Consider the following 23,372-nt stretch of genomic DNA (forward strand, 5'->3'; position numbering starts at 1 on the left):
GCCGGTGGCCGCGCTCCGGGTGGCCGGGCCCTGCCCCGACTCCCTGCGGCCCCGGGTCGGGCCGGGCGGCGCGGCGGCCATCGTGCGCGGCGGGCACACGCTCACCGGGCGGGCGCTGGCTCCGCTGGACACCTCCGCCGTCCGGCGCTTCGCCGTCGAGTGCGGGCTGCGCGACTTCGCCATCACCGCGACCGGCTCGCCCGCCCTGGCCGACCACGAGCTGGAGGCCGCCGCGGTGGTGGCCGACGCGGTGCCGGGAGCGCGGATCACGCTGTCGTACGAGTTCGGCCGGCCGGGGTTGCGGGAGCGGGAGGCCGAGACGATCCGGAACGCCGCCCTCGGGCCCGCGGCGGAGGAGCTCGCCGACGAGGTGACCCGGCAGTGGCCCGGCCTGCCGGTGTACTTCGCCCGCAGCGGGGAGGGGCTGGTGTCGGCGCACTACTTCCACCGCTACCCGCTGGCCTGCCGGCTGGGCTGGACCACCAGCCGCGACCGCGGCCTCACCGCCCTCACCCCCGGCCACGAGCAGGGGACGCCCCTCCTCCCAACCGTTGAGCAGGACACGCCGGGCCTCGGGCGGAGCGGGCTCGATGGCGGGCCGGGCGTGCCGGAGCCCGAGGTGGCCGCCGCGTACGGGGCGGTGCTGGCCTGGCCGCGGGCCGGGGTGGAGCGGATCGTGCGCGCCCGCGGCAAGGCCGAGCTCGACCGCGCCCTGCAGGACGCCCGCGACGAGGCCCTCACCCGCGTGGTCAGCGCCGGCGCCGCCCCCGGCTCGGCCCGCGTGGTGGTGACCGGCGTCAACCCGCTGTCCTACCTGCCCGACGGGCTCTACCGGCTGCACGTCGTCGCCGAAGGAGCCACCCCGTGACGCGCGTGGACCGCGCCTCGCTGCCGGCTCTGGCCGCCGGGTCGCGGGTGTTCGCCACCGGAGCGGCCGAGGCGTCGTTCGCGCTGGTCACCGACTGGTGCGCCGACGTGCTCGGCGAGGGCGGGGTGGAGCTGGTCCAGGCCGCCGACCTGCCGGGGGAGACGCTGTGCGTGGTGGTCAGCCTGGTCGGCTCCACGACCGCGCTGGGGGAGCAACTGCCCTCGGGGGATGAGGCGGCGCGGGCCGTACGGGCGCTGGAGCGGTGGCTGGGCACCCGCGCGGGCGCGGTCGTGCCGCTGAACGTGGCGGCCGAGAACGCTTTCCTGCCGGTGATCGCCGCCGCCGGGCTGGGCCTGCCGCTGGTCGACGGGGACGGCAGCGGCCGGGTCTTCCCGCTGGTGGAGCAGACGACCTACACCCTCGGCGGGGTGGCCGCCGCCCCGCTGGCGCTGGCCGGTCCGGCGGGGGAGCTGGTGCTCCTGGGCAGCGCCCCGGACGAGGTGGAGAACCTGGTCCGGCCGGTGGTGCTGGCCGTGGGCGGCTGGGTGGTGGCCGCGTGCTACTCGATGAGCGCGCGCACGCTGGCCGAGGTGGTGGTGCCCGGCACGGTCAGCCGGCTCCTGGAGGCCGGCGTGCCGGGCGCGCCGCGTTCGCTGGCCGCGCCGTACGGCGTGCGGAGGTTGTGCCGGGGGACGATCGCGGCGGTCGAGGGCAGCAGCGGCCACGGCGAGGAGCTGGCCCTGCCCTCGCTGCCCTCCAGCATCGTGGTGCACGAGTCGGAGGGGCTGCGCCGGCTGGTGCGGCTGGAGGCGCACAACGAGATCGTGCTGGCGCTGGCCGACGGCGCGGTGGTGGCGACCGCGCCCGACCAGATCTGCCTGATCGGCGCGGCGGACGGGCTGGTGGTGGACGTGGACAAGGCGGAACCGGGCATGGAGGTCGAGGTCATGGTGGTGCGGGCGGCGCCGGTGTGGCACACCGAGCGGGGCAGGGCCCTCGGCGGGCTGCGCGCCTTCGGCGTGCCCGGCGTGGAGGGCACGCCGTGAAGGCGGCCGGGTGGGAGTCGCCGGTCACGGTGGCCGAGCTGGTCGACGCGGGGCCGCTGGCCGGGGCGACGATGTACGGCACCGGCGAGAACCCGGTGCACCAGGTGCGCATCGTGGACGAGCTGCCGGTGCTGTCCACCGTGGTGCCGCACACGGCGGTGGTGCTCATCGGCTCGGCGGCCAGCGGCGGCTGGGCGGTGGAGATGGCCATGCGGCGGGCTTGGGAGCAGGCGGCGGCCTGCGTGATCGCCCCCGCCAGCGCGGTGAGCGCCGGGTCGGGGGAGCTGCTGGCCGAACGGCTCGGCGTGACGCTGGTCTTCGTCGAGGAGGATCCCCTGGTGACCGCGGTACGGGTGGCTTCGGCGGCGGCCCGGCCCGAAGCGGCGCGCACCCAGCTCGTCGCCCGCTGTGCCACCCGGCTCGCCGAGGCGGGCCTGTCGGCCCGGCGGGTGCTCGGCGTGCTCAACGCCGAACTGCCGGGCACCTCGGTCGCCTTCGTCGACGGGTACGGCAGGCGCCTGGCCGGCCGGGTCGCCCCCGACCGGGCGAACCTCCTGGCCGAAGTACCGGTGCCCGGCCCCGAACTCGCCCGGACGGGGCTGAACCGCCCGGCCGGGCGCGCCGAACTGGACTCGGGGGGACGCGCCGCCATCCTTGGCACGCTGGTCGCGGCCGGGTCGGCCCGTTCGGCGGGCTGGCCGTCGGTGGTGGCCACCGTGCTCGGCCTCGCGGTGGCCCCCCTCACGGCCTGGGCGGCCACCGAACGGCTGGCCGCGGCCCAGGACTTCGACCTCCAGGCCGCCCTGGGCGAACGCCTCCTCGCCGCCCTGGACCCAGCTCCGCCGTCCACCCCCGAATCGGCCGCTTCCCCTGCGGGGGAGGAGCCCTGGGCCCGGGCTGTGGCGCTCGGCTGGCCGGTCCAGGGACCGGTGACCGCCTTCTGGATCCGCCAGGCCGAGCCTGCCACCCCCACCGGCGAGCCGAGCGCCGGACCCGAGCCGGACGCCGGTCCACAGGTCAGGGCCGTCCTCGCCGCCACAGTGGGGGAGGTCCCGGTGCTGCCCAGAGGCAGGAGCTGGGCCGGCTGGTCCGCCCGCCCGCCGGCGGACCTGGCCGCGGCGTTGCAGCGGGCGGTCGGCAGTCTGCCGTGGCCCGCCGCGGCAGGAGCCGGCACCCAGGTGACAGACCCGGCCGCCCTGGCCGAGTCGTTGCCGGGCGCCCGAGCGGCGGCCTTCGTGGCCGGGCCTGGCACGGTGGCCAGGGCCGACCGCATGGGACCGGCCGAGCTGCTGGCGGCCCTGCCCGCCGGGGTGCTGAGCGCGCCGGCGGAGGTGGTGCTCGGCCCGCTGCTCGCGGTCGACAAGGACGGGACGCTGGTCGAGACGGTCCGCGCGGTGCTGGAGGAGGGCGGGGCGCTCAAGGCGGCCGAACGCCTGGGCGTGCACCGCAACACGGTGACCACGCGGCTGGACCGGGTGCGGGCGGCGGGGTTCGACGTGGACGACCCGCCGACCCGGCTGGCGCTGCTGCTGGCCACCCACCTGCACAAGAAATCTACAATGTAAAGGCGGTGGGTTGTGGCGCACCAGCACCTGAGGGAGCCGCCGGTGCGCCACAACCGATCACCGAGGGGGAGCCCCGTAGCCGCCGCCCCCGCCGGACTCGCAGCGGAGCACGTCACCGGCGTGCACGGGCAGGGCGTTGACCTTGAGCATCTCCCGGGCCTGCGGAGTCCCGGGGTTGAGGGTGACCCGCGGCGGCGCGCCGTCGGCCCCGCCGGCCAGGCCCCAGGCCGGGGTGACCGAGCGCTCGAACCACAACGACAACGAGGTGTCGCCGAGGAACTCGTACTCGCGCAGCACCCCGTCACCGCCCTTCCACCGCCCGGCGCCGCCGGTGCCCTCGCGGATCTCGTAGCGGTGCACGCGCACCGGGAAGAGCGTCTCCAGCACCTCGATGGGCATGTCGCGCAGGTTGCCATTGACGCTGTTGACCAGCGCGCTCTCGCCGTCGCCGCCCTCCCAGGCGCCCCAGCCGCCGACGGTGGCCTCCTGGGAGACGTACAGCTTGCCGGTGCGCGGGTCGAGGCCGCTGAACTGCACGATCATCGAGTCGCCGAAGGAGGCGGCGGCGGTGCTGCCGGGCAGGACGGGGGCGAGTGCCTTGATCACCAGGTCGATGAGCAGCCCGAGGTGGGAGTAGTAGTACTGGCAGGCGGCCGGGACCTCGGCGGCGAGCATGGAGCCCGGCCGGGTGGCGACGGCCAGCGGGCGGAAGGAGCCGCCGTTGAGCGGCACCTCGCCGGAGACCAGCAGCTTGTAGGCGACGCGGACGGCGGCCACGGCCTGGGCGGCGCCGCAGTTGACCGGCCCGGTGGCCTGGTCGGCGCAGTCGGTGAGGTCGACCTCGATCCGGTCGCCGGAGACGGTCACGGTGACGTTGACCGGCAGGGGAGTGGCCAGGTCGATGCCGTCGTTGTCGAGCAAGCCGCCGGCGGTGTAGACGCCGTCGGGGATGGCGGCGATGGCCTCGCGTTCCAGGCGCTCGGTCTGGGTGAAGATCTCGTCGCGGGCGGCCATGACGGTGTCCAGGCCCCACCGGGAGACGATCTCGGCCAGCCGGCGCTGGCCGGTCATCGCGCAGGCGACCTGGGCGCGCAGGTCGCCGAGGGTGGCGTGCGGGAAGCGCACGTTGCGGGAGATGACCTCGTGCAGGTCGCGGCAGGGCTCGCCGCCGGCGTAGACCTTGACCGGGCCCAGGCGCAGGCCCTCCTGGAAGATGGAGGTGGAGTCCATGGAGCCGCCGGGGTCCTTGGAGCCGACGTCGAGCCAGTGGGCGCGGGAGGCGGCGAAGCCGGCCAGTTCGCCGCCGACGAAGATGGGGCCGTAGACGGTGACGTCGTTGAGGTGGGTGCCGCCGACGTAGGAGTCGTTCAGCACCCAGACGTCGCCTTCCTGCCAGACCTGCTCGCCGTACAGCTCCTCGGTGTGGCGGGTGCAGACCTCCAGGTTGCCGAGGAAGATCGGCAGGCCGCTGGACTGGCCGAGCACGTTGTGCTCGCGGTCGAGCAGGGCGACCGCGCAGTCCTTGGCCTCGTAGATGACGGGGGTGTAGGAGGAGCGGATGAGGGTGGTGTTCATGTCTTCCGCGGCCTGGAGGAGGGCGCAGCGGATGATCTCTGTGGTCACCGGGTCGATCATGGGGTCACCTTGATGATCAGGAATCCGTTGGCGTCGGTCGAGGCCACGCAGCCCGGGGGCACGACGGTGGTGGCGGTCTCCTCGACGATGATGGCGGGTCCGGTCAGCTCGCCGGTGAGGGCGGAGCGGCGCAGGACGGGGGTGGCGTGGCGGCGGCCGTCGAAGATCACTTCTCGTACGGCAGGCGGCACGGCCTCGGGGGAGGGGGCGGCGGCGGGGGCGCTCTTGGGGAAGGTGCCGAAGCCGGTGGTGCGGAGCATGACGACCTCGATGGGCGCCTCGGGGGTGGCGTGGCCGTAGCGCGCGGTGTGCGCGGCGGCGTAGCGGTCGGCGAGAACGCCGAGGAAGCCGGGTTCGCCGGGCTCGGCGGCGTCGCGCAGGGGGATGGTGAGGGTGTAGTCCTGGCCTTCGTAGCGCAGGTCGGCCGCGTGCTCGACCCGGCGCCGGTCGCCGGGCACGCCCTGGGCGGCCAGGGCGTCGAGCGCGTCGGTCTCCAGGCGGCGCAGCTCGGCGGCCATGGCGGGGCCGTCGAGGTCGTCCTGGGCGCGGAAGTGCGGGTGGGTGAGGTCGCGGCGGACGTCGGCCTCGAGCATGCCCCAGGCGGAGAAGGCGCCGGGGAAGCGGGGGACGACGACCTCGGAGATGCCGAGCTCGCGGGCGATGAAGGCGGCGTGCATGGCGCCGGCGCCGCCGAAGGCGACCAGGGCGAACTCGCGCGGTTCGATGCCGTGCTCGACGGTGATGGTGCGGATGGCCTGGGCCATCTTGGCGTTGGCGACGTCGCAGATGCCTTCGGCGAGCTGGATCGGGTCCATGCCGAGGGTGCTGGCCAGGCCGGCGACGGCGGTGCGGGCGGCTTCGGTGTCGAGGCTCATGAGGCCGCCGGCGAACCAGTCGGGGTCGACGCGGCCGAGGACGAGGTTGGCGTCGGTGACGGTGGGCTGGGTGCCGCCGCGGCCGTAGCAGGCGGGTCCGGGGACGGCGCCGGCCGATTCGGGTCCGACGCGGAGCGCGCCGGCTTCGGCGTAGGCCAGGGAGCCGCCGCCGGCGCCGATGGTGTGCAGGTTGACGATGGGCATCAGGACGGGGAAGCCCTCGATGGCGGCCTCGGCGCTGATGTCGGGCCGGCCGCCGACGACGAGGGAGACGTCGAAGGAGGTGCCGCCCATGTCGACGCAGATGGCGTTGTCGCGGCCGAGCAGGCGGGCCGCGGCGACGCCGCCCATGGTGCCGCCGACCGGGCCGGACAGCAGGGTCTGCAGGGGGCGGCGGCGGGCGTGGGCGGCGTTGACCAGGCCGCCGGAGGACTGCATGACGTGCACGGGGACGGTCAGGCCGCGGGCGGCGAAGCGCTGTTCGATCTCGGTGAGGTAGCGGCGGGTGACGGGGCCGGTGTAGGCCTCCAGGACGGCGCTGGAGGTGCGCTCGTACTCGCGCCATTCGCGGGCGACCTCGTGGCTGAGGACGACGAGGGTGTCCTGGCCGAGTTCCTCGCTGAGGATCTCGCCGGCGCGCTGCTCGTGGGCGGGGTTGGCGTAGGCGAACAGCAGGCAGACGGCGACGGCGTCGAAGCCTTCCGCGCGGGCCCGGCGGGCGGCTCGCCGTACGGCCTGCTCGTCGAGGGGGAGCAGCTCGGCGCCGCGCCAGTCGAGGCGGCCGGCGGCTTCCATGACGTGCTCGCGGGGGACCAGGGGGAGGGTCTTGCGGTAGCGCAGCTCGAACATGCGCTCGCGGTTGCCCCGGGCGATCTGGTAGACGTCCCGGGCGCCGGCGCTGGTGAGCAGGAGGACCTTGGCGCCTTTGCGTTCGAGCAGGGCGTTGAGGCCCTGGGTGGTGCCGTGCACGAAGAAGGAGATCTCCGCGGGGTCCTCGACGACGCGGTCGAGGGCGGCGAAGACGCCGGCCGCGAGGTCGCCGGGGGTGCTGGGGGCCTTCGACGCGATCACCGTGCCGGTGCGGCCGTCGTAGCGGACGACGTCGGTGAAGGTACCGCCGATGTCCATGGCGACGCGATAAGTCATGCCGGTCACGGTAGGCCGTGCCCGGCCGGAACGGCTGTGCGCGTGGCACAGCCGGCGATGGCCGGCCGGGCATGGTGCCCCCCATGAGCCTCCGGGGGGCCGCATACTGGACCCCTCCACCAGCGTGCGGTCCCGCCCGGAGGCCTTGGCGGCGGGTGAGGCCGCCAAGGGCCCCTGAGGGCCGTCGCCCCCGTCCGGATACCCTCCAGAATCCTTTCGGGGTCCGTCTCAGGAGCCCGCCCAAAGCTTGGCGCGCGGGCCGGGGGTGCGGCATCGGGTGAGATACCGATCTTCCATACCTAGCTGTTGTGATCTACAACGTAAAGGCGAGCGGTTGGGGCAGAACATAGGCCCGTAGGTACTGCGGCATGCGATACCAGCGCGCGTCCCGCGCGAGCACATCGACGACGAGGACCGACTTCTCCACCAGGCGGGCCACGGGCTCGCGGGCGTCGCGGTCGAGCACGGCCTGGGCCTCGTCGAGGCTGAAGGCGCCGGGCAGCGTCGCCAGCAGCGCCCACGTCATGCGGTCGGCCGAGGAGCAGAGCGCGTGGCTCCACGCGGCCGAGGCGCGCAGCGTGGTGTGGCGTTCGGGGTGGTGGGGCGCGGCGGGCAGGTCGTAGAAGGTGCCGTCGTCGAGGCGGGCGGCCAGGGTGCGGGTGTCGAGCAGGTGCTCGGCGGCGATGTGCACGGCCAGGGGCAGGCCGTCGAGGCGGGCCAGGACGAGCGGGTCGACGGCCAGGCCGCCGGAGACCTGGTGGTAGAGGCGGGCGGCGTCGTCGGGGCCGAGGGGGGCGGGGCTGAGCGTGCGTTCGCCGGCGCCGATGCTCTCGCGGCCGGTGAGCAGGATGCGCTGGCCGGTGCCGGCGGCCAGGCGGTCCTCGACGAGCTGGGCGCAGCGGTCGAGGACGTGCTCGCAGGTCTCCAGGACGAGCAGGCCGGTGCGGGGCAGGTCGGTGAGGTCGCTCTCGCGGGCTCGGGCGAGGTCGACGACGAGGCTGTCGGGGTGGTCGTCGGCGGCGGTGCGGGCCAGGACGCTCTTGCCGCTGCCGCCGGGACCGGTGACGGCGACGAGGCGGTGGCCGTCGAGCGCGTCGAGGAGCCGGGCGCGCTGGTGGTCTTGGCCGACGGGCAGGCGAATCGTCACCTATCGAGTGTGACCGAGCGTAGCGGGGTGGGGCAGCGGGTTGCGTACCTAAAGGCGATACCTAAGCGGGTTGTAGGTATGCCCTCACGAGGAGTGTTCGGGCGCGTACGCTAAGGCGATCCCCGGACATCTCGGAGGTTCTCATGTCGCTCGCCACGCATTCGCGTCAGCCGTCGTTGCCGGTGCAGGTGACCGGTTTCGTGGGCCGGCGGCGTGAGCTGGAGCTGCTGGAGGAGTTGTTGTCGCGGGCGCGGCTGGTGACGTTGTCGGGTCCGGGCGGGGTGGGCAAGACGCGGCTGGCGTTGCGGGCGGCGGAGGCGGCTCGTGACCGGTTTCCCGACGGGGTGCATCTGGTGGAGTTGTCGGCGTTGAGCGATGCGGCGTTGCTGGCTCGCACGGTGGCGGGGGCTCTGGGGTTGCCGGAGCAGGAGTCGCGTTCGGCGCTGGAGCAGTTGGTGGAGTTCCTGTCGGTACGGCAGGCGCTGGTGATCCTGGACACCTGCGAGCACCTGGTGGAGGAGTGCGCGCTGCTGGTGGAGCGGTTGCTGCGCGAGACGGTGGGGTTGTGCCTGCTGGTGACGTCGCGGCAGCCGCTGGATGTGGCGGGTGAGCACATGGTGCCGGTGCCGCCGTTGCCGGTGGAGGACGGTGAGGGCGGGGCGCTGGCGTTGTTCGAGCAGCGGGCGGCGGCGGTGGTGCCGGGGTTCGCGGTGACGGAGGAGAACCGGGCGGCGGTGCGGGCGTTGTGCGCGCGGCTGGACGGGATGCCGTTGGCGATCGAGCTGGCGTCGGTGCGGTTGCGGGCGATCCCGTTGCAGGGGTTGCTGGCGCGGCTGGAGGACCGGTTCTCGTTGCTGACGGTGCGGCGTGGGGTGCCGCGGCATCAGACGCTGCGGACGACGATCATGTGGAGTCATGATCTGTGCCTGCCGGAGGAGCGGGTGTTGTGGGGGCGGTTGTCGGTCTTCGCGGGGTCGTTCGATCTGGCGGCGGTGGAGGCGGTCTGTTCGGGGGGTGTGCTGGCGGCGGGGGAGATCGTCGAGCATCTGGTGGGCCTGGTGGACAAGTCGATGGTGATGCGGACGGAGGAGGAGGGGCGTTACCGGCTGCTGGACACGATGCGGGAGCTGGCCGGGGAGCAGGTGGACGCGGCTGAGCTGGTGGAGTTGCGGCAGCGGCATCTGGAGTACTTCACGGGGCTGGCGGGCCGGTGGTATGACCGGGCGTTCGGTGACGAGCAGGTGGCGATGGTCTCGGGGCTGGGCCGGGAGCGGGCGAATCTGCGGGCGGCGCTGGAGTTCGCGTTCTCGGCGGAGGGGGATGCGGCGGCGGGTGCGCGGCTGGCGTACGTGTTGTGGCCGTACTGGTTGTGTGCGGGGGCGTTGTCGGAGGCGTGTTACTGGTACGACCGGGTGCTGGTGGCGGTGCCGGCTCCGGTGGTGGAGCGGGCGATGGCGGTGTGCCATCTGGGGTGGTTCCGTTCGGTGCAGGGGGAGCGGGAGGGTGCGCTGGGCTGCCTGGAGGCGGCGGGGGCGCTGGCGGCGGAGCTGGGGGATGCGGGGTGGCAGGCTCGGGCGCTGATGGGGTTGGGGATGCAGCGCATGATGGCGGGGGATGCGGCGGGGTCGGTGCGGTCGCTGGAGGAGGCGGCGGGGTCGCTGGCCGAGCGTGATCCGCACATGCATCTGTTGTGCCTGGTGACGTTGTGTGCGGCGCATGTGCTGGCGGGGGATCTGAAGCGGGGGCTGGCGTCGGCCGGTCGGGTGCTGCAGGTGCTGGGTCCGGATTCGCGGGAGGCGTATGCGCAGGGGCTGGCGCTGTATCTGATGAGTTTGTGCCGGGGGCTGCTGGGTGAGGGGGCCGAGGCGTTGCGGCTGGCTCGGCAGGGGTTGCGGTTGACGCAGGGGTTGCGTGATCAGTTCTCGGCGGCGCTGGGGCTGGATCTGCTGGGGTTGCTGGCCGTCGGTGAGGGCCGGATGGTGCGGGCGGCGCGGTTGCACGGGGCGGCGGAGGCGGTGTGGGCGCGGTTCACCCGGCCGTTGTACGGGCTGGAGGGGCTGCTGGTGTTGCGTGATCAGACGTTGGTGTCGGTCGAGCAGGCGCTGGGCGCGGAGCGGTTCGAGCTGGGGTTCGCGCAGGGGCGGGCGATGGGGCTGGAGGCGGCGATCCGGCTGGGTGAGCAGGACGGGGACGCGGTGGCCGCGGCGGTGGAGCGGGCGGATCTGGGGGTGTTGTCGGCCCGGGAGCGTGAGGTGGCGGGTTTGCTGGCGGAGGGGTTGACCAACCGGCAGATCGCGGAGCGGCTGGTGATCTCGAAGCGGACGGCGGACGCGCATGTGGAGCACATCTTCGCGAAGCTGGGGGTGTCGTCGCGGGCGCAGGTGGCGGCGCTGGTGGTGGAGGGTTAGAGCGCCTAACAGAATGATCTCTGCTGTGTTTGGATCTCTCGCTGTGACCGGGTGAGAGGAACGCGGGTGCCAAAGCTGAAGCCGTGGGAGGTTAGCGACGAGCTGTGGGCGGTGATCGAACCCTTGTTGCCGCATCGTCAGAGGCGGTTCCGGCATCCGGGGCGTAAGCGGCTGGATGACCGGCTGGCGCTGCAGGGCATCTTGTTCGTGCTGCACACCGGGATCGCCTGGGAGCACCTGCCGCAAGAGCTCGGCTACGGCTCGGGCATGACGTGCTGGCGGCGGCTGGCCGAGTGGAATAAGGCCGGCGTGTGGCAGCGGCTGCACGAGGTGCTACTCGATCGGCTACGCGCCGCCGACGCGCTCGACTTCTCCCGCGCCGCGGTGGACTCCTCCCAGATCAGAGCGCTAAAAGGGGGACGCAGACCGGCCCGTCCCCGGTCGATCGAGGGCGGGCCGGCAGCAAGCACCACCTGATCACCGACGCCACCGGTATCCCCCTGGCCACCATCTTGACCGGTGCTAACCGCAACGACGTCACCCAGCTGCGCCCGCTGCTGGACGCCATCCCGAAGGTGCGTGGTAAGCGCGGCCGGCCGCGCCAGCGTCCCGACGTGGTACTCGCCGACCGCGGCTACGACCACGACAAGTACCGTCACCTGGTCCGCGAGCTGCGGGTCCGCCCGCTGATCGCCCGCCGCGGCACCGGACACGGCTCCGGCCTGGGCAAACAACGCTGGGTCGTCGAGCAGACCTTCGCCCTGCTGCACGCCTTCCGCCGCCTGCGCATCCGCTGGGAGATCCGCGCCGACATCCACGAGGCCTTCCTCAAGCTGGCCTGCGCGCTCATCTGCTGGCGACGCCTCACTTCATTGCGTTAGACGCTCTTAGCGGGGTGGGCGGGGTCCCTACGATGGGTGGGTGGGCAAGCCGTATCTGACGTTGTCGTCCGTGGTGGAGCATGAGGTCGAGGTGCGCCGGTCGCGGTTCGTGTGTGCGATCGCGCCGGCGGGTGAGGTGGGGGCGGCGCAGGCGTTCATCGCGGAGCGGCGGGCGTTGCACTCGGGGGCGACGCACAACTGTTCGGCGTATGTCATCGGTGAGCGGGTGGCCAAGGGTGACGATGACGGGGAGCCGGGCGGGACGGCGGGGACGCCGATGGTGCAGGCGTTGCTGGGGCGGGGTTTCGCCGATGTGGTGGCGGTGGTGACGCGGTATTTCGGTGGGGTGTTGCTGGGTGCGGGTGGTTTGGTGCGGGCGTACGGCGGGGCGGTGACCGAGACGCTGGATCGGGTGGTGCCGGTGCGGATGGTGCCGGCTCGGCTGCTGCGGGTGTCGGTGGCGCACGATCAGGCGGGTCGGGTGGAGAACGATCTGCGGGCTTCGGCGTTCGAGGTGCTGGAGGTGGCCTATGGCGCGGAGGTGGTGTTCGGGGTGGCGGTGGAGGAAGCGCAGGTGGGAGCGTTCTCGGAGTGGGTCGCATCTTTGACCGCCGGTCGTGCTCGGGTTTGGCCGGAGCAGGAGGTCCACGTGCTAAGGTAGGGGCTGATGCTGTGTGGTACCCATGAACGTGTAGCGCCTGGTGGACTGGATAGACCCCCGGGCGTCTTTTTGTTTGCCGGGGGCGCATTGCTTCGCCGGGGTTCGCAAAGAGCGGAACCTCTCGCGTATCTAAGGAGATAGAGAATGGCTACCGGCACTGTGAAGTGGTTCAACAGCGAGAAGGGCTTCGGCTTCATCGCTCAGGATGGTGGAGGTGCGGACGTGTTCGCGCACTACTCCAACATCGCCTCTTCCGGGTACCGCGAGCTGCACGAAGGTCAGCGCGTGTCGTTCGACGTCGCCCAGGGCCAGAAGGGCCCGCAGGCGGAGAACATCGTCCCCGAGTAAGGGTTGACGAGCAACTAGAGAGGCCCGCGGCAGCGCCGCGGGCCTTTTCTGTTGGGCTGGGTTTGGGGTGCGCTTTGTCCTGCCTGGGTTCGGCCCGTTGGTTTCTCTGACCTTTCCTCGGTTATCCGGCGTTTCCCCCGCGTGTCCAGCCGTACCTCGTTAGGAGGAAAGGCGGCCGTAAAGGGACGGCCCGGCCGCGCGGAGGGCCGCTCGGGAGGAACGGACCGGGTGTCCCGAGAAAGGGCCCGGGGCGTGTCCCGGCGAAAGTCCCGGGTGTGATCCAGGAAGAGAGCTCGGCACCCCGGGAGCGGACCGGGTACCTCGGGAGCGGACCGGGTACCTCGGGAGCGGACCGGGTACCTCGGGAGAGGGCTCGGCACCCGGGAGTGGGCTCGGTGCCCCGAGAGAGGACTGGGGTACCAGGAGGACCCTGGGTTCCCGGGAAGAACCCCTGGCGGCGCACAGATCCACCCACCTCGGCCTCCGCGGCCCCCCTCCAACCAATGCGGCGAGCCCCCGGGCGGTGGGTGGTGATCCTGTGCGACGGCGAGCCGGGGTCGGCGAACTCACCCTTCCAACGCGTACTGCATGACCCGGAACTTGGTCTGCGCCTCAGCCAGCTCAGCGGCCGGATCAGAGTCCCCCATGATCCCGCACCCGGCGAAGAGCCGAGCTCGCCGCCCATGGATGTGCCCGGACCGAAGGGCGATCCCCCATTCCCCGTCCCCCCGGGCGTCGATCCACCCGACGGGCCCGGCGTAACCGGCCCGGTTCATCCCTTCGATGTGCCGGATGAGGTCGACAGCGGTCCGCGTGGGCGTCCCTCCCACCGCGGCGGTGGGGTGCATGGCCTGGACGACGTCGAGCACGCTGGCCCCGTCGGCCAGCCGTCCGGTGACGTGGCTGGCCAGGTGTTGAAGGTTGGGCAGTACCAGCAGCTCAGGCTCGTCGGGCGTGGTGAGGCTCGCGCACAGGGGTGTGAGGGTCCGCCGGACCGATTCGATGGCGCATTCGTGTTCGTGCCGGTCCTTGGCCGAGGCCATGAGGGCCTGGCCGCGGGCGTGGTCGTCGGCGGGGTCGGTGCCGCGGGTGGTGGTGCCGGCCAGGACGAGGGATTCGATTTCGGGCCCGGTGCGGCGGATGAGGAGTTCGGGGGTGGCGCCGATGAGGGTGCCGGTGGTGGGGGTGCCGACGGCGAAGGTGTAGCACTCGGGGTAGCGCTGGGCCAGGCGGCTGAGGATGAGGCGCAGGTCGATGGGGTGTTCGGCGGTGGCGAGGAGGTCGCGGGCGAGGACGACTTTTTCGAGGTCGCCGTTGCGGATGCGGCGGCTGGCCTGGGCGACGACGGCTTGCCAGGCGGGGGCGGACATGCTGCCGTCGCCGTAGCTGATGGTTCCGGGGTGGGTGAGGGGGCGGGCGGTGGTGAGGGGGGCGTCGCCGATGGTGGTGAGCCAGGCCTGTCCGTCGCGGCGGGCGAGGATGGTGTGGGGCACGATGAGGACGGATCCGGGGGTGTTCTCGTCGAAGGTGAAGCTGCCGAAGGCGACGGGGCCGGATCCGGGGGTGTTGAGCGGGTCGTCGATGTGGGTGTCGGCGAAGGTTTCGTTGAGCCAGCGGCGGGCCCAGTCGAAGCGGCCGGGGCCGGGCGGGATGTCGGCGCGGGCGGCTTCGCCCCAGCCGACGAGGCCTTGGCCGTGTCTGATCCAGGCGTAGGGCGCTGCGTGGGGCAGCGCCTGGATCAGGTCGCCGGGGTCGCGGACCGTGGTGGTGCGAACCGGCAATGGGTGGGTTGTTCCCAGTGCGACACTCACCCAAGACACTCTATGCCGAATCTGAACGTGTTCGACTTTGGCCCCCTGGGTTGGCGGGATGGGGGCTGGTGTTGGCCTGGTGGCTGTCAAGGGCCGATATGAACTCGGTCGGGTGTGGGCGGAGGTGCCGTCGTCGGGGCTCGGGGGTCTCTACCTTCAGATCATGCTCGGTCACGTGGTGGTTGCCGTGTCGTTGTCGGCGTCGTCGCTCATCGCTCCGGAGGTGCCGCCGGTGCCGCGGGTGATGGCGGCGCTGGGGGATTCGATCAGTGCGGGGTTCAACGCGTGCGGGTGGTTCGTGGCGTGCCCGTCGCGGTCGTGGTCGGCGGGGGAGCATGCGGGGATCTCCAGTCACTATGTGCGGCTGGGGATGAAGGGCGGTAACCGGAACTTCGCCGTGCCGGGGGCGACGAGTGCGGATCTGGCCGGGCAGGTACGGCAGGCGGTGGCGGTGCGGGCGGAGTATGTGACGGTGTTGCTCGGGGCGCAGGACGCGTGCAAGGCGAGCGAGCGGGAGATGACGCCGGTGGCGGTGTACCGGGCGCGGATGGCCAAGGCGTTGTGGGCGTTGCGTGATGGTTTGCCGGGGGTGCGGGTGTTCGTGGCGAGCGTGCCGGATCTGCGGCGGTTGTGGGAGACGGGCAAGGACAACGCGATCGCGCGGATGTTCTGGAAGGTGGGGCGGATCTGCCCGTCGATGCTGGCGTCGCCGACGTCGGTGAAGAAGGCCGATGTGGATCGGCGGGCTCGGGTGCGGGCGCGGGTGATGGCCTACAACCGGGTGCTGGCGGAGGTGTGCGCGCAGTTCGGGCCGGCTTGCCGTACGGACTCGGGGGCGGTTTTCGGTTATCCGTTCACGCTGGAGCACATCAGCAAGTGGGATTTCTTCCATCCGAACGAGGCGGGGCAGCGGGCGCTGGCGAAGGCGACGTTCGCGAAGGGGTTCGAGTGGGCGCCGTCACCGGCATTGCGCGAGCATGGTTGATTTGTCGGCCGGGGTGACGGGGAGCCGGTATTTGCGGGCGACCTGGGCGAATCTGACGGCGTAGGCGCAGCGGATGCGGGCGCGGGGCGGCAGCCAGGAGGCGGGGCCCGAGCCGTCCTTGGCCTCGTTGGCGGCGCCGTCGACGGGCAGCAGGTTGAGCGGGTCCTGGGCGAAGTCGAGGCGTTTGCTCATCGGCCAGGAGCGGGCGCCCATGCGCCAGGCGTAGGACAGCGGGACGACGTGGTCGACCTGGATCTGGCCGGGGCGGGTGATGGTGCGGCCGGTGTAGGGGTCTTCCAGGCGCAGTCGTTTGACGGCGCAGCCGTCGCGGGCGAGGTCGTGGCCGTCGCGGGCGAGCAGGTCGTCGCGGGTGCGGCAGCCGTTGTGGGCGTAGGGAACGCCGGGGGCGGTGTCGGCCCAGTTGGCGCCGTAGTTGAGGCGGTCGTAGCCGGCTTTGGATCCCATCGGGCGGGTGCGCAGGCCGCGGATGACGTCGGCGCCTTGGCGGCGTTCGGTGCCGGTGGTGAGGGGGGCCAGGCCGGAGCGGGTCCCGTCGGTGTTGGTGAGGGGGCTGGCGGCGGCTGCTCGGGAGGTGGTGGCGGGTTTGCCGATCAAGGCGAGGATCATGACGGCGCCGGCGATGACGGCGATCGTGTCCCGGGTGCTCAATCGCGCCTCCTTTCTCCAGCAGTGTCGATGAGGAGGGCCAGGCCGTCCAGCAGGCGGGTGAGTCCGAAGGTGAACAGGCTGTCGAGGTCGTAGTCGAGGGCGGGGTCGGTCAGGAGGGCGGTGAGGGTGGGGTAGTCGCCGGAGTGCAGGAGGCGTTGCAGGGGGTCGTGCTGGGCGGCGAGCCATTGATCCTCGTCGAGGCCGGTGTCGGCGCGGGCGGCGGTCTCGGTGGGGAGGTTGACGGCGACGCCGCGGACGTAGGTGGCCAGCGACAGGGCGGCGTGCAGGGTGGCGTTGGCGCCCAGGCCGTGGTGGTGCAGGGCGCGCAGGGCCCATTCGGTCTGCGCCATGCCGTGCGGGGACAGGGCGGGGCGGGTGAAGGAGAGGACCTCGGCCAGCCAGGGGTGGTCGCGGTAGGCCTGCCACTGCAGGCGGGCGAGGGTTTCGAGCTGGGTGCGCCAGCCGGGTGGCGGCGGGTCGGGCAGGTGGCGTTCGCCGAGGACGGCATCCGTCATCAGGGTGATGAGCTCGTCCTTGTCGTGGATCTGCCGGTAGAGGGACATGGTGGGGCGGCCGAGGTCGGCGGCCAGGCGGCGCATGCTGAGGGCGGGCAGGCCCTCGGTGTCGGCGATGCGGATGGCGGCGCGCAGGAGGGGGTCGGGGCCGGCCGCGGGTGTCTTCGGGGTGGGGGGTGGGGCGGGGTCGGCGACGATGGTGCCGATGCCGGGGCTGGCGTAGGCCAGGCCCTGGTGTTGCAGGGCGGTGAGGGCCTTGGTGGCGGTGGCCATGGCGACGCCGTAGTCGCGGGCCAGGCGCCGGGTGGAGGGCAGGCGGTCGCCGGGGCGCAGGCGGCCGGTGTCGATGTCGCGGCGGAGGTCGGCGACGATGCGCAGGTAGGGCGCGGTCACCTAGTGCACTGTAGTGGTGCACTAGTGCGGCTGGCCATTTACCAGGGTGAGAAGCCGTTTGTACGGTGTACGCATGGATGTGTTGATCTCTGGGGCCGGGATCGCCGGCCCGGCGCTGGCGTTCTGGCTGGCGCGAGCGGGCCACCGGGTGACGGTGGTGGAGCGGGCGCCGCGGTTGCGCCAGGGCGGGCAGGCGGTGGATTTCCGGGGCCGGGTCCAGCTCGGGGTGCTGGAGCGGATGGGGTTGCTGGCGGCGGTGCGCGAGCGGGCCACGCACGTGGGCGACACGGTGGTGGAGGATGCGGCGGGGCGGCGGCTGGCGCGGTTGCCGGCGGTGTTCACCAGCGGCGATGTGGAGATCGTGCGGGGTGACCTGGTGGGGCTGTTGCACGAGGTCACGCAGGCGGATGTCGAGTACGTCTTCGGTGACGGCGTCGCCGGGCTGCGCGGGGGCGAGGTGGTGTTCGAGCGGTCGGGGGCTCGGCGGTTCGATCTGGTGGTGGGGGCCGACGGGCTGGGGTCGGTGGTGCGGCGGCTGGCCTTCGGGGTGCGGCGGGCTCGGCATCTGGGGATGTACCAGGCGGTCTTCTCGATGCCGGAGGGGGCGGCGGAGCCCGGTAGCGCGGTGATGTTCAGTCTGCCGGGGGTGTCGGCGAGCGTGCACGGGCATCGGGGGCGGGTGCTGGGCGGGCTCGACTTCGCCTCACCGGAGCTGGAGCCGGAGCTGGGCGCGGATGGGCTGGATCCGCATCGGTTGCTGGCCGAGCGGTTCGCGGGGGTGGGGTGGCGGGTGCCGGAGCTGCTGGCCGCGGCTCGGCGGGCGCCGGACTTCTACTTCGCGCCGGCCGCGCAGCTTGAGCTGGAGCGGTGGTCGGCCGGGCCGGTGGTGTTGCTCGGGGACGCGGCGTGGGCGCCCGGGCCCGGTGGGATGGGGACGGGGCTGGGGCTGGTGGGGGCGTATGTGCTGGCCGGTGAGCTGGCCGGTGAGCTGGCGGGCTCGGATGGTGCGGGCTCGGATGTCGCGGGCTCGGATGTCGCGGGCTCGGATGTGGCGGCCGCGGTGGCGGGGGCGGGGCGGCGGTTCGAGGCGGTGATGCGGCCGTTCGTGGCCGAGGGGCAGCGGCAGGCGCTCGGGGCGGAGGGGTTCCTGGTGCCGGGGACGCGGGGGCGGATCTGGGCGCGTAACCAGTTCTTCCGGATGGCGTCGGTGATGCCGGGCAAGGGGCTGGTGGGGCGGCTGGCCTCGCGGGCGGCCGATCGGGTGCCGCTGCCGGACTACCCGCTCCGGGTCGCCGGCTAGCCCACCGCACCAGGCGGGCCGCCTGCCCGAGCCCGCCGCACCTCGCAGGCGCCCCACCCCGGGCCTCGCCGTACCTCAGGCTTGGCCCGCCCCCGTCCCGCCGCTCAGGCTTGGCCCGCCCCGGCTCCGCCGTACCTCGCGGGTGGCCCGCCCCGGCTCCGCCGTACCTCGCGGGTGGCTCGCCCCGGCTCCGCCGTACCTCGCGGGTGGGCTGCCCGGGCTCCGCCGTACCTCTTTCCCAGGGGTACGGCGGAGCCGGAGGGGTCAGGGCTGGAGGTCGGGCTCGGGCTTGACGGGGCGGACGTAGGTGCCGTTGCGGCGGGCCAGGAGTTCCTCCAGCAGGGCGTCCCACTGGGTGCCGACGGCTTCGACGCTGTAGGTCTTGGCGGTGTCCAGGCCGCCGGCGGCCAGGTCGGCGCGGAGCTGGTCGTCCTCGATGACGCGGTTGATGGCGGCGGCGAGGTTGTCCTCGGTGCGCGGCTTGACCAGCAGCCCGTCGAACTCGTGGGTGATCATTTCCTTGGGGCCGTGCGGGCTGGCGAAGCTGACGACGGCCACGCCCTTGGCCATCGCCTCCAGGACGGTCATGGGGAAGCCCTCGTGGCGGGAGCTGAGGACGAAGATCGAGGCCTGTTCGAGGGCGTCGCCGACGTCGTGGGTGGGGCCCATGAGCTGGACCTTGCCGGTGAGGCCGAGTTCGGTGATCTGGTTGGCGAGGTTCTCCTCCTGGGGGCCGGCGCCGTAGATGCGCAGGGTCCAGTCGGGGTGGCGGGCGGCGACCTGGCGCCAGCAGCTGATCAGGCGGTGGAAGCCCTTGATGCGGGTGAGCCGGCCGACGGCGACGACGACCTTGGCGTCGAGTTTGGCCACGCCGCCGCCCATGGGCGGGACCGCGTTGGGGATGCGGACCAGCTTCTTGGGTTTCTTGGTGAGGGCTTCGCGGTAGTCGCGCAGGTCGGCCTTGGTGAGGGTGACCAGGGCGTCGAAGCGGCGGTAGCGCCACTTGATGAGTTCCTGGATGGGTTCTGCCTGGGTGCGGAAGGCGACGTGTTCCTGGCCGACGGTGATGACGCCGGGCGGGGCGAGCTGGGCCATGGCCAGGTTGAGGCCGGGCCGGGTGGCCATGAGCACGCCGCTTTCGAGGGAGCGGATGTAGCGGGCCAGTTGCAGGTCGGTCCAGAGGTTGAAGCGGTGGAAGGCGGTCTCTTCCTCGGGGATGAGCCGGCTGGGCCGCTTGGAGAGCTGGGCGCGCAGGCCGGTGCGTTCGACGGTGCGGTCGTCCAGGAAGCGGAACTTGACGCGCGGGTCGATGGGGAAGAACGGCTCGTCGGCCTCTTTGAGGATGGAGACGATCTCGACGTCGTGTCCGGTGGCGGCCAGGTAGCTGGCCTGGTTGAACACGGTGCGGATGGTGCCGCCCATGCCGTAGGCGTGCAGGAGCAGGAAGCGCACCTGGTGGATAGAGGGCGGTGGCGCCTTGCGCGCCCGGCGCCGGTTGAGGCCCTGGTAGAGCCGTCTGATCGCTGCCTTGCCCTTGCGTGCCACTCCGCGCACCGGTGGAGGCCCCCTTCTACACACGTGGCCGGTGGCGAGGTCGTTCCGCCACCGGCGCTGGTCGTCGTTCGTCGTTCTCGGCGGGACGGGACCGTCGTTCCCCGTGGTCCCTGCTTCCCCGCTTACGTCCTGTTAGACGCTGTAATGCCGGTCAGGGTTGCATACGGGGGCGAAACTGGCGATCAGGGGTGTGCGGGGGGCGGCTTTCGAGCTGCTCGAGGGCGAGGCGGATGGCGGTGTCGAGCTGGGGGTCGTGGCCTCGGGCGTAGTCCTGGGGGGTGATGTCGACCTCGACGTCGGGGTCGGTGCCGTAGTTCTCCACGCGCCAGCCGACGTCGTCGAAGGCGAAGGAGTATTCGGGCTGGGTGGTGAGGGTGCCGTCGGACAGGCGGTGGCGGGGCTGGATGCCGAAGACGCCGCCCCAGGTGCGTTTGCCGACCAGGGGGCCGAGGCGGAGGAGTTTGAAGGCGTGGCTGAAGACGTCGCCGTCGGAGCCGGCCCATTCGTTGGTGAGGGCGACCATGGGTCCGCGGGGGGATTCGGGCGGGTAGGGCTCGGGGTCGCCCCAGCGGGGGTAGTCGTAGCCGAGGCGGCGGCGGGCGAGTTTTTCCAGCAGGAGGCCGGAGACGTGGCCGCCGCGGTTGTAGCGCACGTCGATGACGAGGGCGGGGCGGTCGTACTCGGTGAGGAAGCCGCGGTGGAACTCGCCGAAGCCGGTGGTGGCCATGTCGGGGATGTGGACGTAGCCGACGCGGCCGCCGGAGGCCTGGTGGCAGCGGGCGCGGTTGTGGTTGACCCAGTCGCGGTAGCGGGCGGGTTGCTCGTCGGCGAGGGCTTTGACGACGGCGGTGAAGGTGGTGCCGTCGCGGGTGAGGGTGAGTTCGACTTCTTGGCCGGCCTGGTTGACGAGGCGCTGGTTGGGGGTGGCGTGTTCGCCGATGGGGGCGCCGTTGATGGCCAGGACGGTGTCGCCTGGCTGGACGACGACGCCGAGGCGGTTGAGGGGTGAGGTGGCGTCGGGGTCCCAGCGGTCGCCGGTGACGATGGCGCCGATGCGGTAGTGGCCGTCGTGGTAGTCCCAGTCGACGCCGAGTTTGCCTTGGGCGTAGTCAGGGCCGGGGCGGTATTCGCCGCCGCTTTCGTAGGCGTGGCTGGTGCCGAGTTCGCCTTGGAGTTCCCACAGCAGGTCGGAGAATTCGCCGCGGGTGGTGACGCGTTCGACGAGGGGCTGGTAGCGGGTGTAGAGGGCGTTCCAGTCGAGGCCGGCCATGTCGCCGCTCCAGAAGTGTTCCAGTTGCAGGCGCCAGGCTTCGCGGAACATCTGCCGCCATTCGGCTTCGGGGCAGAGGGAGACTTTGACGCGGTCGAGGTCGAGCCAGCCGCTGGTGCGGGAGGGCGGGTCGTCGTCGTGTTCGGGGATCTCGCCGGACTTGACGACGCGGATGCGGTCACCGGCCAGGTAGAGGACGGTTTTGTGGTCGCGGGCCAGTTCGAAGGAGGTGACGCCTTCCGCGAAGGTCTCGCCGGAGTTCTTGTCCAGGTCGTAGAGCTGGAGGGTGGATTCTTCGCCTTCGAGGGGGCTGGACTGGATGAGGATCTTGGTGGCGGAGACGCCGGCGATGCGTTCGTAGCGGCCTTCGGGCAGGGGGAAGGCGGTGACGCGGTCGGCGAGGCCGTCGAGGTCGATGTCGAGGTCGCCGGGTTCGTCCTCGTCGTCGTCCTTGGCGTCGAGGGGGCGGGAGACGGGGACGAACGGGTCGGGGATGCCGGGGCGCAGGGCGAGGGCGTAGGGGCGGGAGCCGAGGGGGAAGCCGAGGTCGAACTGGAGGGCGTCGTAGACGGGGTCGAAGGTGCGTTTGCCGATGAAGTACAGGTAGCGGCCGCGGGGGTCGAAGGCGGGGGCGCTGTCGCGCAGGACGGGTTCGGTGGCCTGGACGGTGGTGGCGGGCGCGGTGGCGGTGGCGGGGCGGTGGAGTTTGATGGCGCTGGTCTGGGAGGTGGTGGGGGCGGCGTAGGCGAGCCAGTTGCCGTCGGGTGACCAGGCGAGGTCTTCGGGGCAGCCGTGCGGGTTGGCCTCGACGAGGGTGGATTCGGCGCGGTCGAGGTCGACCAGGTGCAGTTCGTTGCGGTGGGTGGTGACGGCGACGCGGTCGTGGGCGGGGTCGGGGGCCAGTTCGACGATGCGGCCGAGGGTGGCGATGGTGCGCTGGTGGTGGTCGTCGATGAGGACGAGGTGTTCGTCGGGGCGTTCGCCGCTGGCGGCGGCGATGAGGCGGCGGTGGTCGTTGAGCCAGGTGAGCAGGCGGTAGCGGACGCCGTCGGGCTGGCCGTGCTGCAGGACGGGGCCTTCCCAGCAGGCCAGGGTGTAGGCCTTGCCGCGGGTGGTGAGGGCGACGCCGGTGCCGTCGGGGGCCAGGGTGGCGCTGTCGAGGTAGTCGGCGGCTTCGACGAAGCGGCGGTTGCGCTGGGTGCGGGAGCTGGCCAGGCGGACCTCGACGTGGCGGGCGGGGCGGCCGGGTTCGAGCAGGTAGAGGTCGCCGCCGGCGTGGTAGACGAGGGTGCGGCCGTCGCCGGAGAGGTTGCGGGCGTAGAAGTCGTGGTGGTCGGTGAGTTTGCGCAGGTCGCTGCCGTCGGGCAGGCAGGAGTAGACGTTGCCGACGCCGTCGTGGTCGGACAGGAAGCAGATGCGTTCGCCTTGCCAGCAGGGGGAGGCGAGGTTGCCGGGCAGGGTGATGAGGCGGTGGAACTCGCCGGTGCCGGCGGTGTCGATCCACAGGTCGCCGGCGGTGCCGCCGCGGTAGCGCTTCCAGCGGGCGGGGTCGGCGGTGTTGCGGCCGAGGACGATCATGCCGTCGGGGCCGTGGGCGATGGAGGTGGCCGGGCCGTAGGGCAGGCGGTGGGGCTGGCCGCCGGGGGTGACGCGGTGCAGCCAGGTGCGGCCGTCGAAGGGCTGGCATTCGTCGCTGGCGTAGAGGATGGCGCCGTCGGGGTCCCAGCCGGTGACGGTGGAGCGGGCGCCGTGGAAGGTGAGGCGCTGGGCGGCGCCGCCGTCGGCGGGCATGGCGTAGACCTCTTCGGGGCCTTCTTCGCGGCCGGTGAAGGCGAGTTGGTCGCCTTTGGGGGAGAAGCGGGGGTAGGTGGCTTCGGCCAGGCCGGCGGTCAGGCGGAAGGCGCGTCCGCCGGTGGCGGAGACCATCCACAGGTCGTCTTCGGCGGAGAAGACGACGACGTCGCCGAGGATGGCGGGGAAGCGCAGGTAGGCGGACATGGGCTCGCTTTCGGGCTGGTACGGCTCGCGCGGTCGCCGGTGTCGCGCGCGGCGCGGCCCACGGGTGCGTGCGAGCCGTACCGGTTCGGGTGGCCGGGCGTGGTCCGGCCCCCCGGCGGCCGGATCAGGTGGCGGACGAGGTGCTACCTGTCAGGTGATATCAGGCTTCGGGCTCGCGTGCCGTCTGCTTTTTGGCGTTCTTGGCCGCCCTGGATTCCTTGATCGCGGCCTTCTTGGCCTTGCCGGACTTGGCCGCGGGTTTCTTCTTGCTGTCTGCCATGGTTTCCCCCCGTTGGC

At 72.5% G+C, this 23,372-nt stretch carries 16 protein-coding genes and 1 pseudogene; 9 read left to right on the forward strand and 8 right to left on the reverse strand.

The window, feature by feature from the left end:
• The 3 genes and pseudogenes from AB0I67_RS15140 to AB0I67_RS15150 all read left to right on the forward strand — a co-directional run.
• Positions 1 to 868, forward strand: a pseudogene (locus tag AB0I67_RS15140) (hypothetical protein); the annotation flags it as partial.
• The gene (locus AB0I67_RS15145; RefSeq protein ID WP_357923334.1) at positions 865 to 1,914 is read left to right on the forward strand and encodes a DUF917 domain-containing protein; all 1,050 of its coding nucleotides are present in this window, start codon (positions 865 to 867) and stop codon (positions 1,912 to 1,914) included. The pseudogene AB0I67_RS15140 and the gene AB0I67_RS15145, both read left to right, overlap by 4 nt.
• The gene (locus AB0I67_RS15150) at positions 1,911 to 3,479 is read left to right on the forward strand and encodes a helix-turn-helix domain-containing protein (protein ID WP_357923336.1); all 1,569 of its coding nucleotides are present in this window, start codon (positions 1,911 to 1,913) and stop codon (positions 3,477 to 3,479) included. Before AB0I67_RS15145 ends, AB0I67_RS15150 begins: the two co-directional genes overlap by 4 nt.
• A gap of 57 nt (positions 3,480 to 3,536) precedes the next feature.
• Here the strand turns inward: AB0I67_RS15150 and AB0I67_RS15155 are convergent, their stop codons facing one another.
• From AB0I67_RS15155 to AB0I67_RS15165, 3 genes are all read right to left on the reverse strand, one after another.
• On the reverse strand, positions 3,537 to 5,114 hold the full coding sequence (locus AB0I67_RS15155) for a hydantoinase B/oxoprolinase family protein (RefSeq protein ID WP_357923338.1): 1,578 nt from the start codon (positions 5,112 to 5,114) through the stop codon (positions 3,537 to 3,539).
• Positions 5,111 to 7,135, reverse strand: coding sequence for a hydantoinase/oxoprolinase family protein (locus AB0I67_RS15160; protein WP_357923340.1), 2,025 nt, complete (start codon positions 7,133 to 7,135; stop codon positions 5,111 to 5,113). The genes AB0I67_RS15155 and AB0I67_RS15160 overlap by 4 nt, the downstream gene beginning before the upstream one ends.
• Positions 7,136 to 7,448: 313 nt before the next feature.
• Positions 7,449 to 8,282 (reverse strand): AAA family ATPase, encoded by an 834-nt coding sequence (locus AB0I67_RS15165; RefSeq protein WP_357923342.1) that lies wholly within the window; start codon positions 8,280 to 8,282, stop codon positions 7,449 to 7,451.
• A 143-nt stretch (positions 8,283 to 8,425) separates the two neighbouring features.
• Here AB0I67_RS15165 and AB0I67_RS15170 point away from each other — a divergent pair, with 143 nt between their 5' ends.
• The 4 genes from AB0I67_RS15170 (at position 8,426) to AB0I67_RS15185 (ending at position 12,580) form a co-directional block, all read left to right on the forward strand.
• The gene (locus AB0I67_RS15170; RefSeq protein ID WP_357923344.1) at positions 8,426 to 10,690 is read left to right on the forward strand and encodes a LuxR C-terminal-related transcriptional regulator; all 2,265 of its coding nucleotides are present in this window, start codon (positions 8,426 to 8,428) and stop codon (positions 10,688 to 10,690) included.
• Positions 10,691 to 10,765: 75 nt separating this feature from the next.
• Positions 10,766 to 11,571, forward strand: a protein-coding gene (locus tag AB0I67_RS15175; protein WP_357924063.1) for an IS5 family transposase whose coding sequence is annotated in 2 segments (ribosomal slippage) — positions 10,766 to 11,111 and positions 11,111 to 11,571 — 807 coding nt in all. Because the reading frame shifts where the segments join, the coding sequence is not laid out codon by codon here.
• Positions 11,572 to 11,611: 40 nt separating this feature from the next.
• Complete coding sequence (locus AB0I67_RS15180) at positions 11,612 to 12,232, forward strand: YigZ family protein (protein ID WP_357923345.1); 621 nt, start codon at positions 11,612 to 11,614, stop codon at positions 12,230 to 12,232.
• A 144-nt stretch (positions 12,233 to 12,376) separates the two neighbouring features.
• Positions 12,377 to 12,580 (forward strand): cold-shock protein, encoded by a 204-nt coding sequence (locus tag AB0I67_RS15185; RefSeq protein WP_357923347.1) that lies wholly within the window; start codon positions 12,377 to 12,379, stop codon positions 12,578 to 12,580.
• Positions 12,581 to 13,146: 566 nt separating this feature from the next.
• On the opposite strand, the gene AB0I67_RS15190 is transcribed toward AB0I67_RS15185, so the two are convergent.
• Positions 13,147 to 14,391 (reverse strand): isochorismate synthase, encoded by a 1,245-nt coding sequence (locus AB0I67_RS15190; protein WP_357923348.1) that lies wholly within the window; start codon positions 14,389 to 14,391, stop codon positions 13,147 to 13,149.
• Positions 14,392 to 14,554: 163 nt separating this feature from the next.
• Between AB0I67_RS15190 and AB0I67_RS15195 the strand changes: the two genes are divergently transcribed.
• A complete protein-coding gene (locus AB0I67_RS15195) occupies positions 14,555 to 15,376 on the forward strand; it encodes a GDSL-type esterase/lipase family protein (RefSeq protein ID WP_357923350.1) in 822 nt (273 codons plus the stop codon).
• On the opposite strand, the gene AB0I67_RS15200 is transcribed toward AB0I67_RS15195, so the two are convergent.
• Positions 15,350 to 16,045 (reverse strand): HNH endonuclease family protein, encoded by a 696-nt coding sequence (locus AB0I67_RS15200; protein ID WP_357923352.1) that lies wholly within the window; start codon positions 16,043 to 16,045, stop codon positions 15,350 to 15,352. The two genes, AB0I67_RS15195 and AB0I67_RS15200, sit on opposite strands and share 27 nt — an antisense overlap.
• Positions 16,042 to 16,953 (reverse strand): TetR/AcrR family transcriptional regulator C-terminal domain-containing protein, encoded by a 912-nt coding sequence (locus tag AB0I67_RS15205; RefSeq protein WP_357923354.1) that lies wholly within the window; start codon positions 16,951 to 16,953, stop codon positions 16,042 to 16,044. Before AB0I67_RS15205 ends, AB0I67_RS15200 begins: the two co-directional genes overlap by 4 nt.
• Before the next feature lie 73 nt (positions 16,954 to 17,026).
• On the opposite strand from AB0I67_RS15205, the gene AB0I67_RS15210 reads away from it, so the two are divergent.
• Positions 17,027 to 18,253, forward strand: a complete 1,227-nt coding sequence (locus AB0I67_RS15210) for an FAD-dependent monooxygenase (protein WP_357923356.1) — start codon at positions 17,027 to 17,029, stop codon at positions 18,251 to 18,253.
• A gap of 264 nt (positions 18,254 to 18,517) precedes the next feature.
• Here AB0I67_RS15210 and AB0I67_RS15215 read toward each other — a convergent pair whose 3' ends face one another.
• Positions 18,518 to 19,807 (reverse strand): glycosyltransferase family 4 protein, encoded by a 1,290-nt coding sequence (locus tag AB0I67_RS15215; protein ID WP_357923358.1) that lies wholly within the window; start codon positions 19,805 to 19,807, stop codon positions 18,518 to 18,520.
• Positions 19,808 to 19,958: 151 nt separating this feature from the next.
• On the reverse strand, positions 19,959 to 23,075 hold the full coding sequence (locus tag AB0I67_RS15220) for a S41 family peptidase (RefSeq protein WP_357923360.1): 3,117 nt from the start codon (positions 23,073 to 23,075) through the stop codon (positions 19,959 to 19,961).
• Positions 23,076 to 23,372 lie beyond the last annotated feature (297 nt).

The organism is Nonomuraea sp. NPDC050310 (genome assembly GCF_040655795.1).
Lineage (GTDB): Bacteria > Actinomycetota > Actinomycetes > Streptosporangiales > Streptosporangiaceae > Nonomuraea.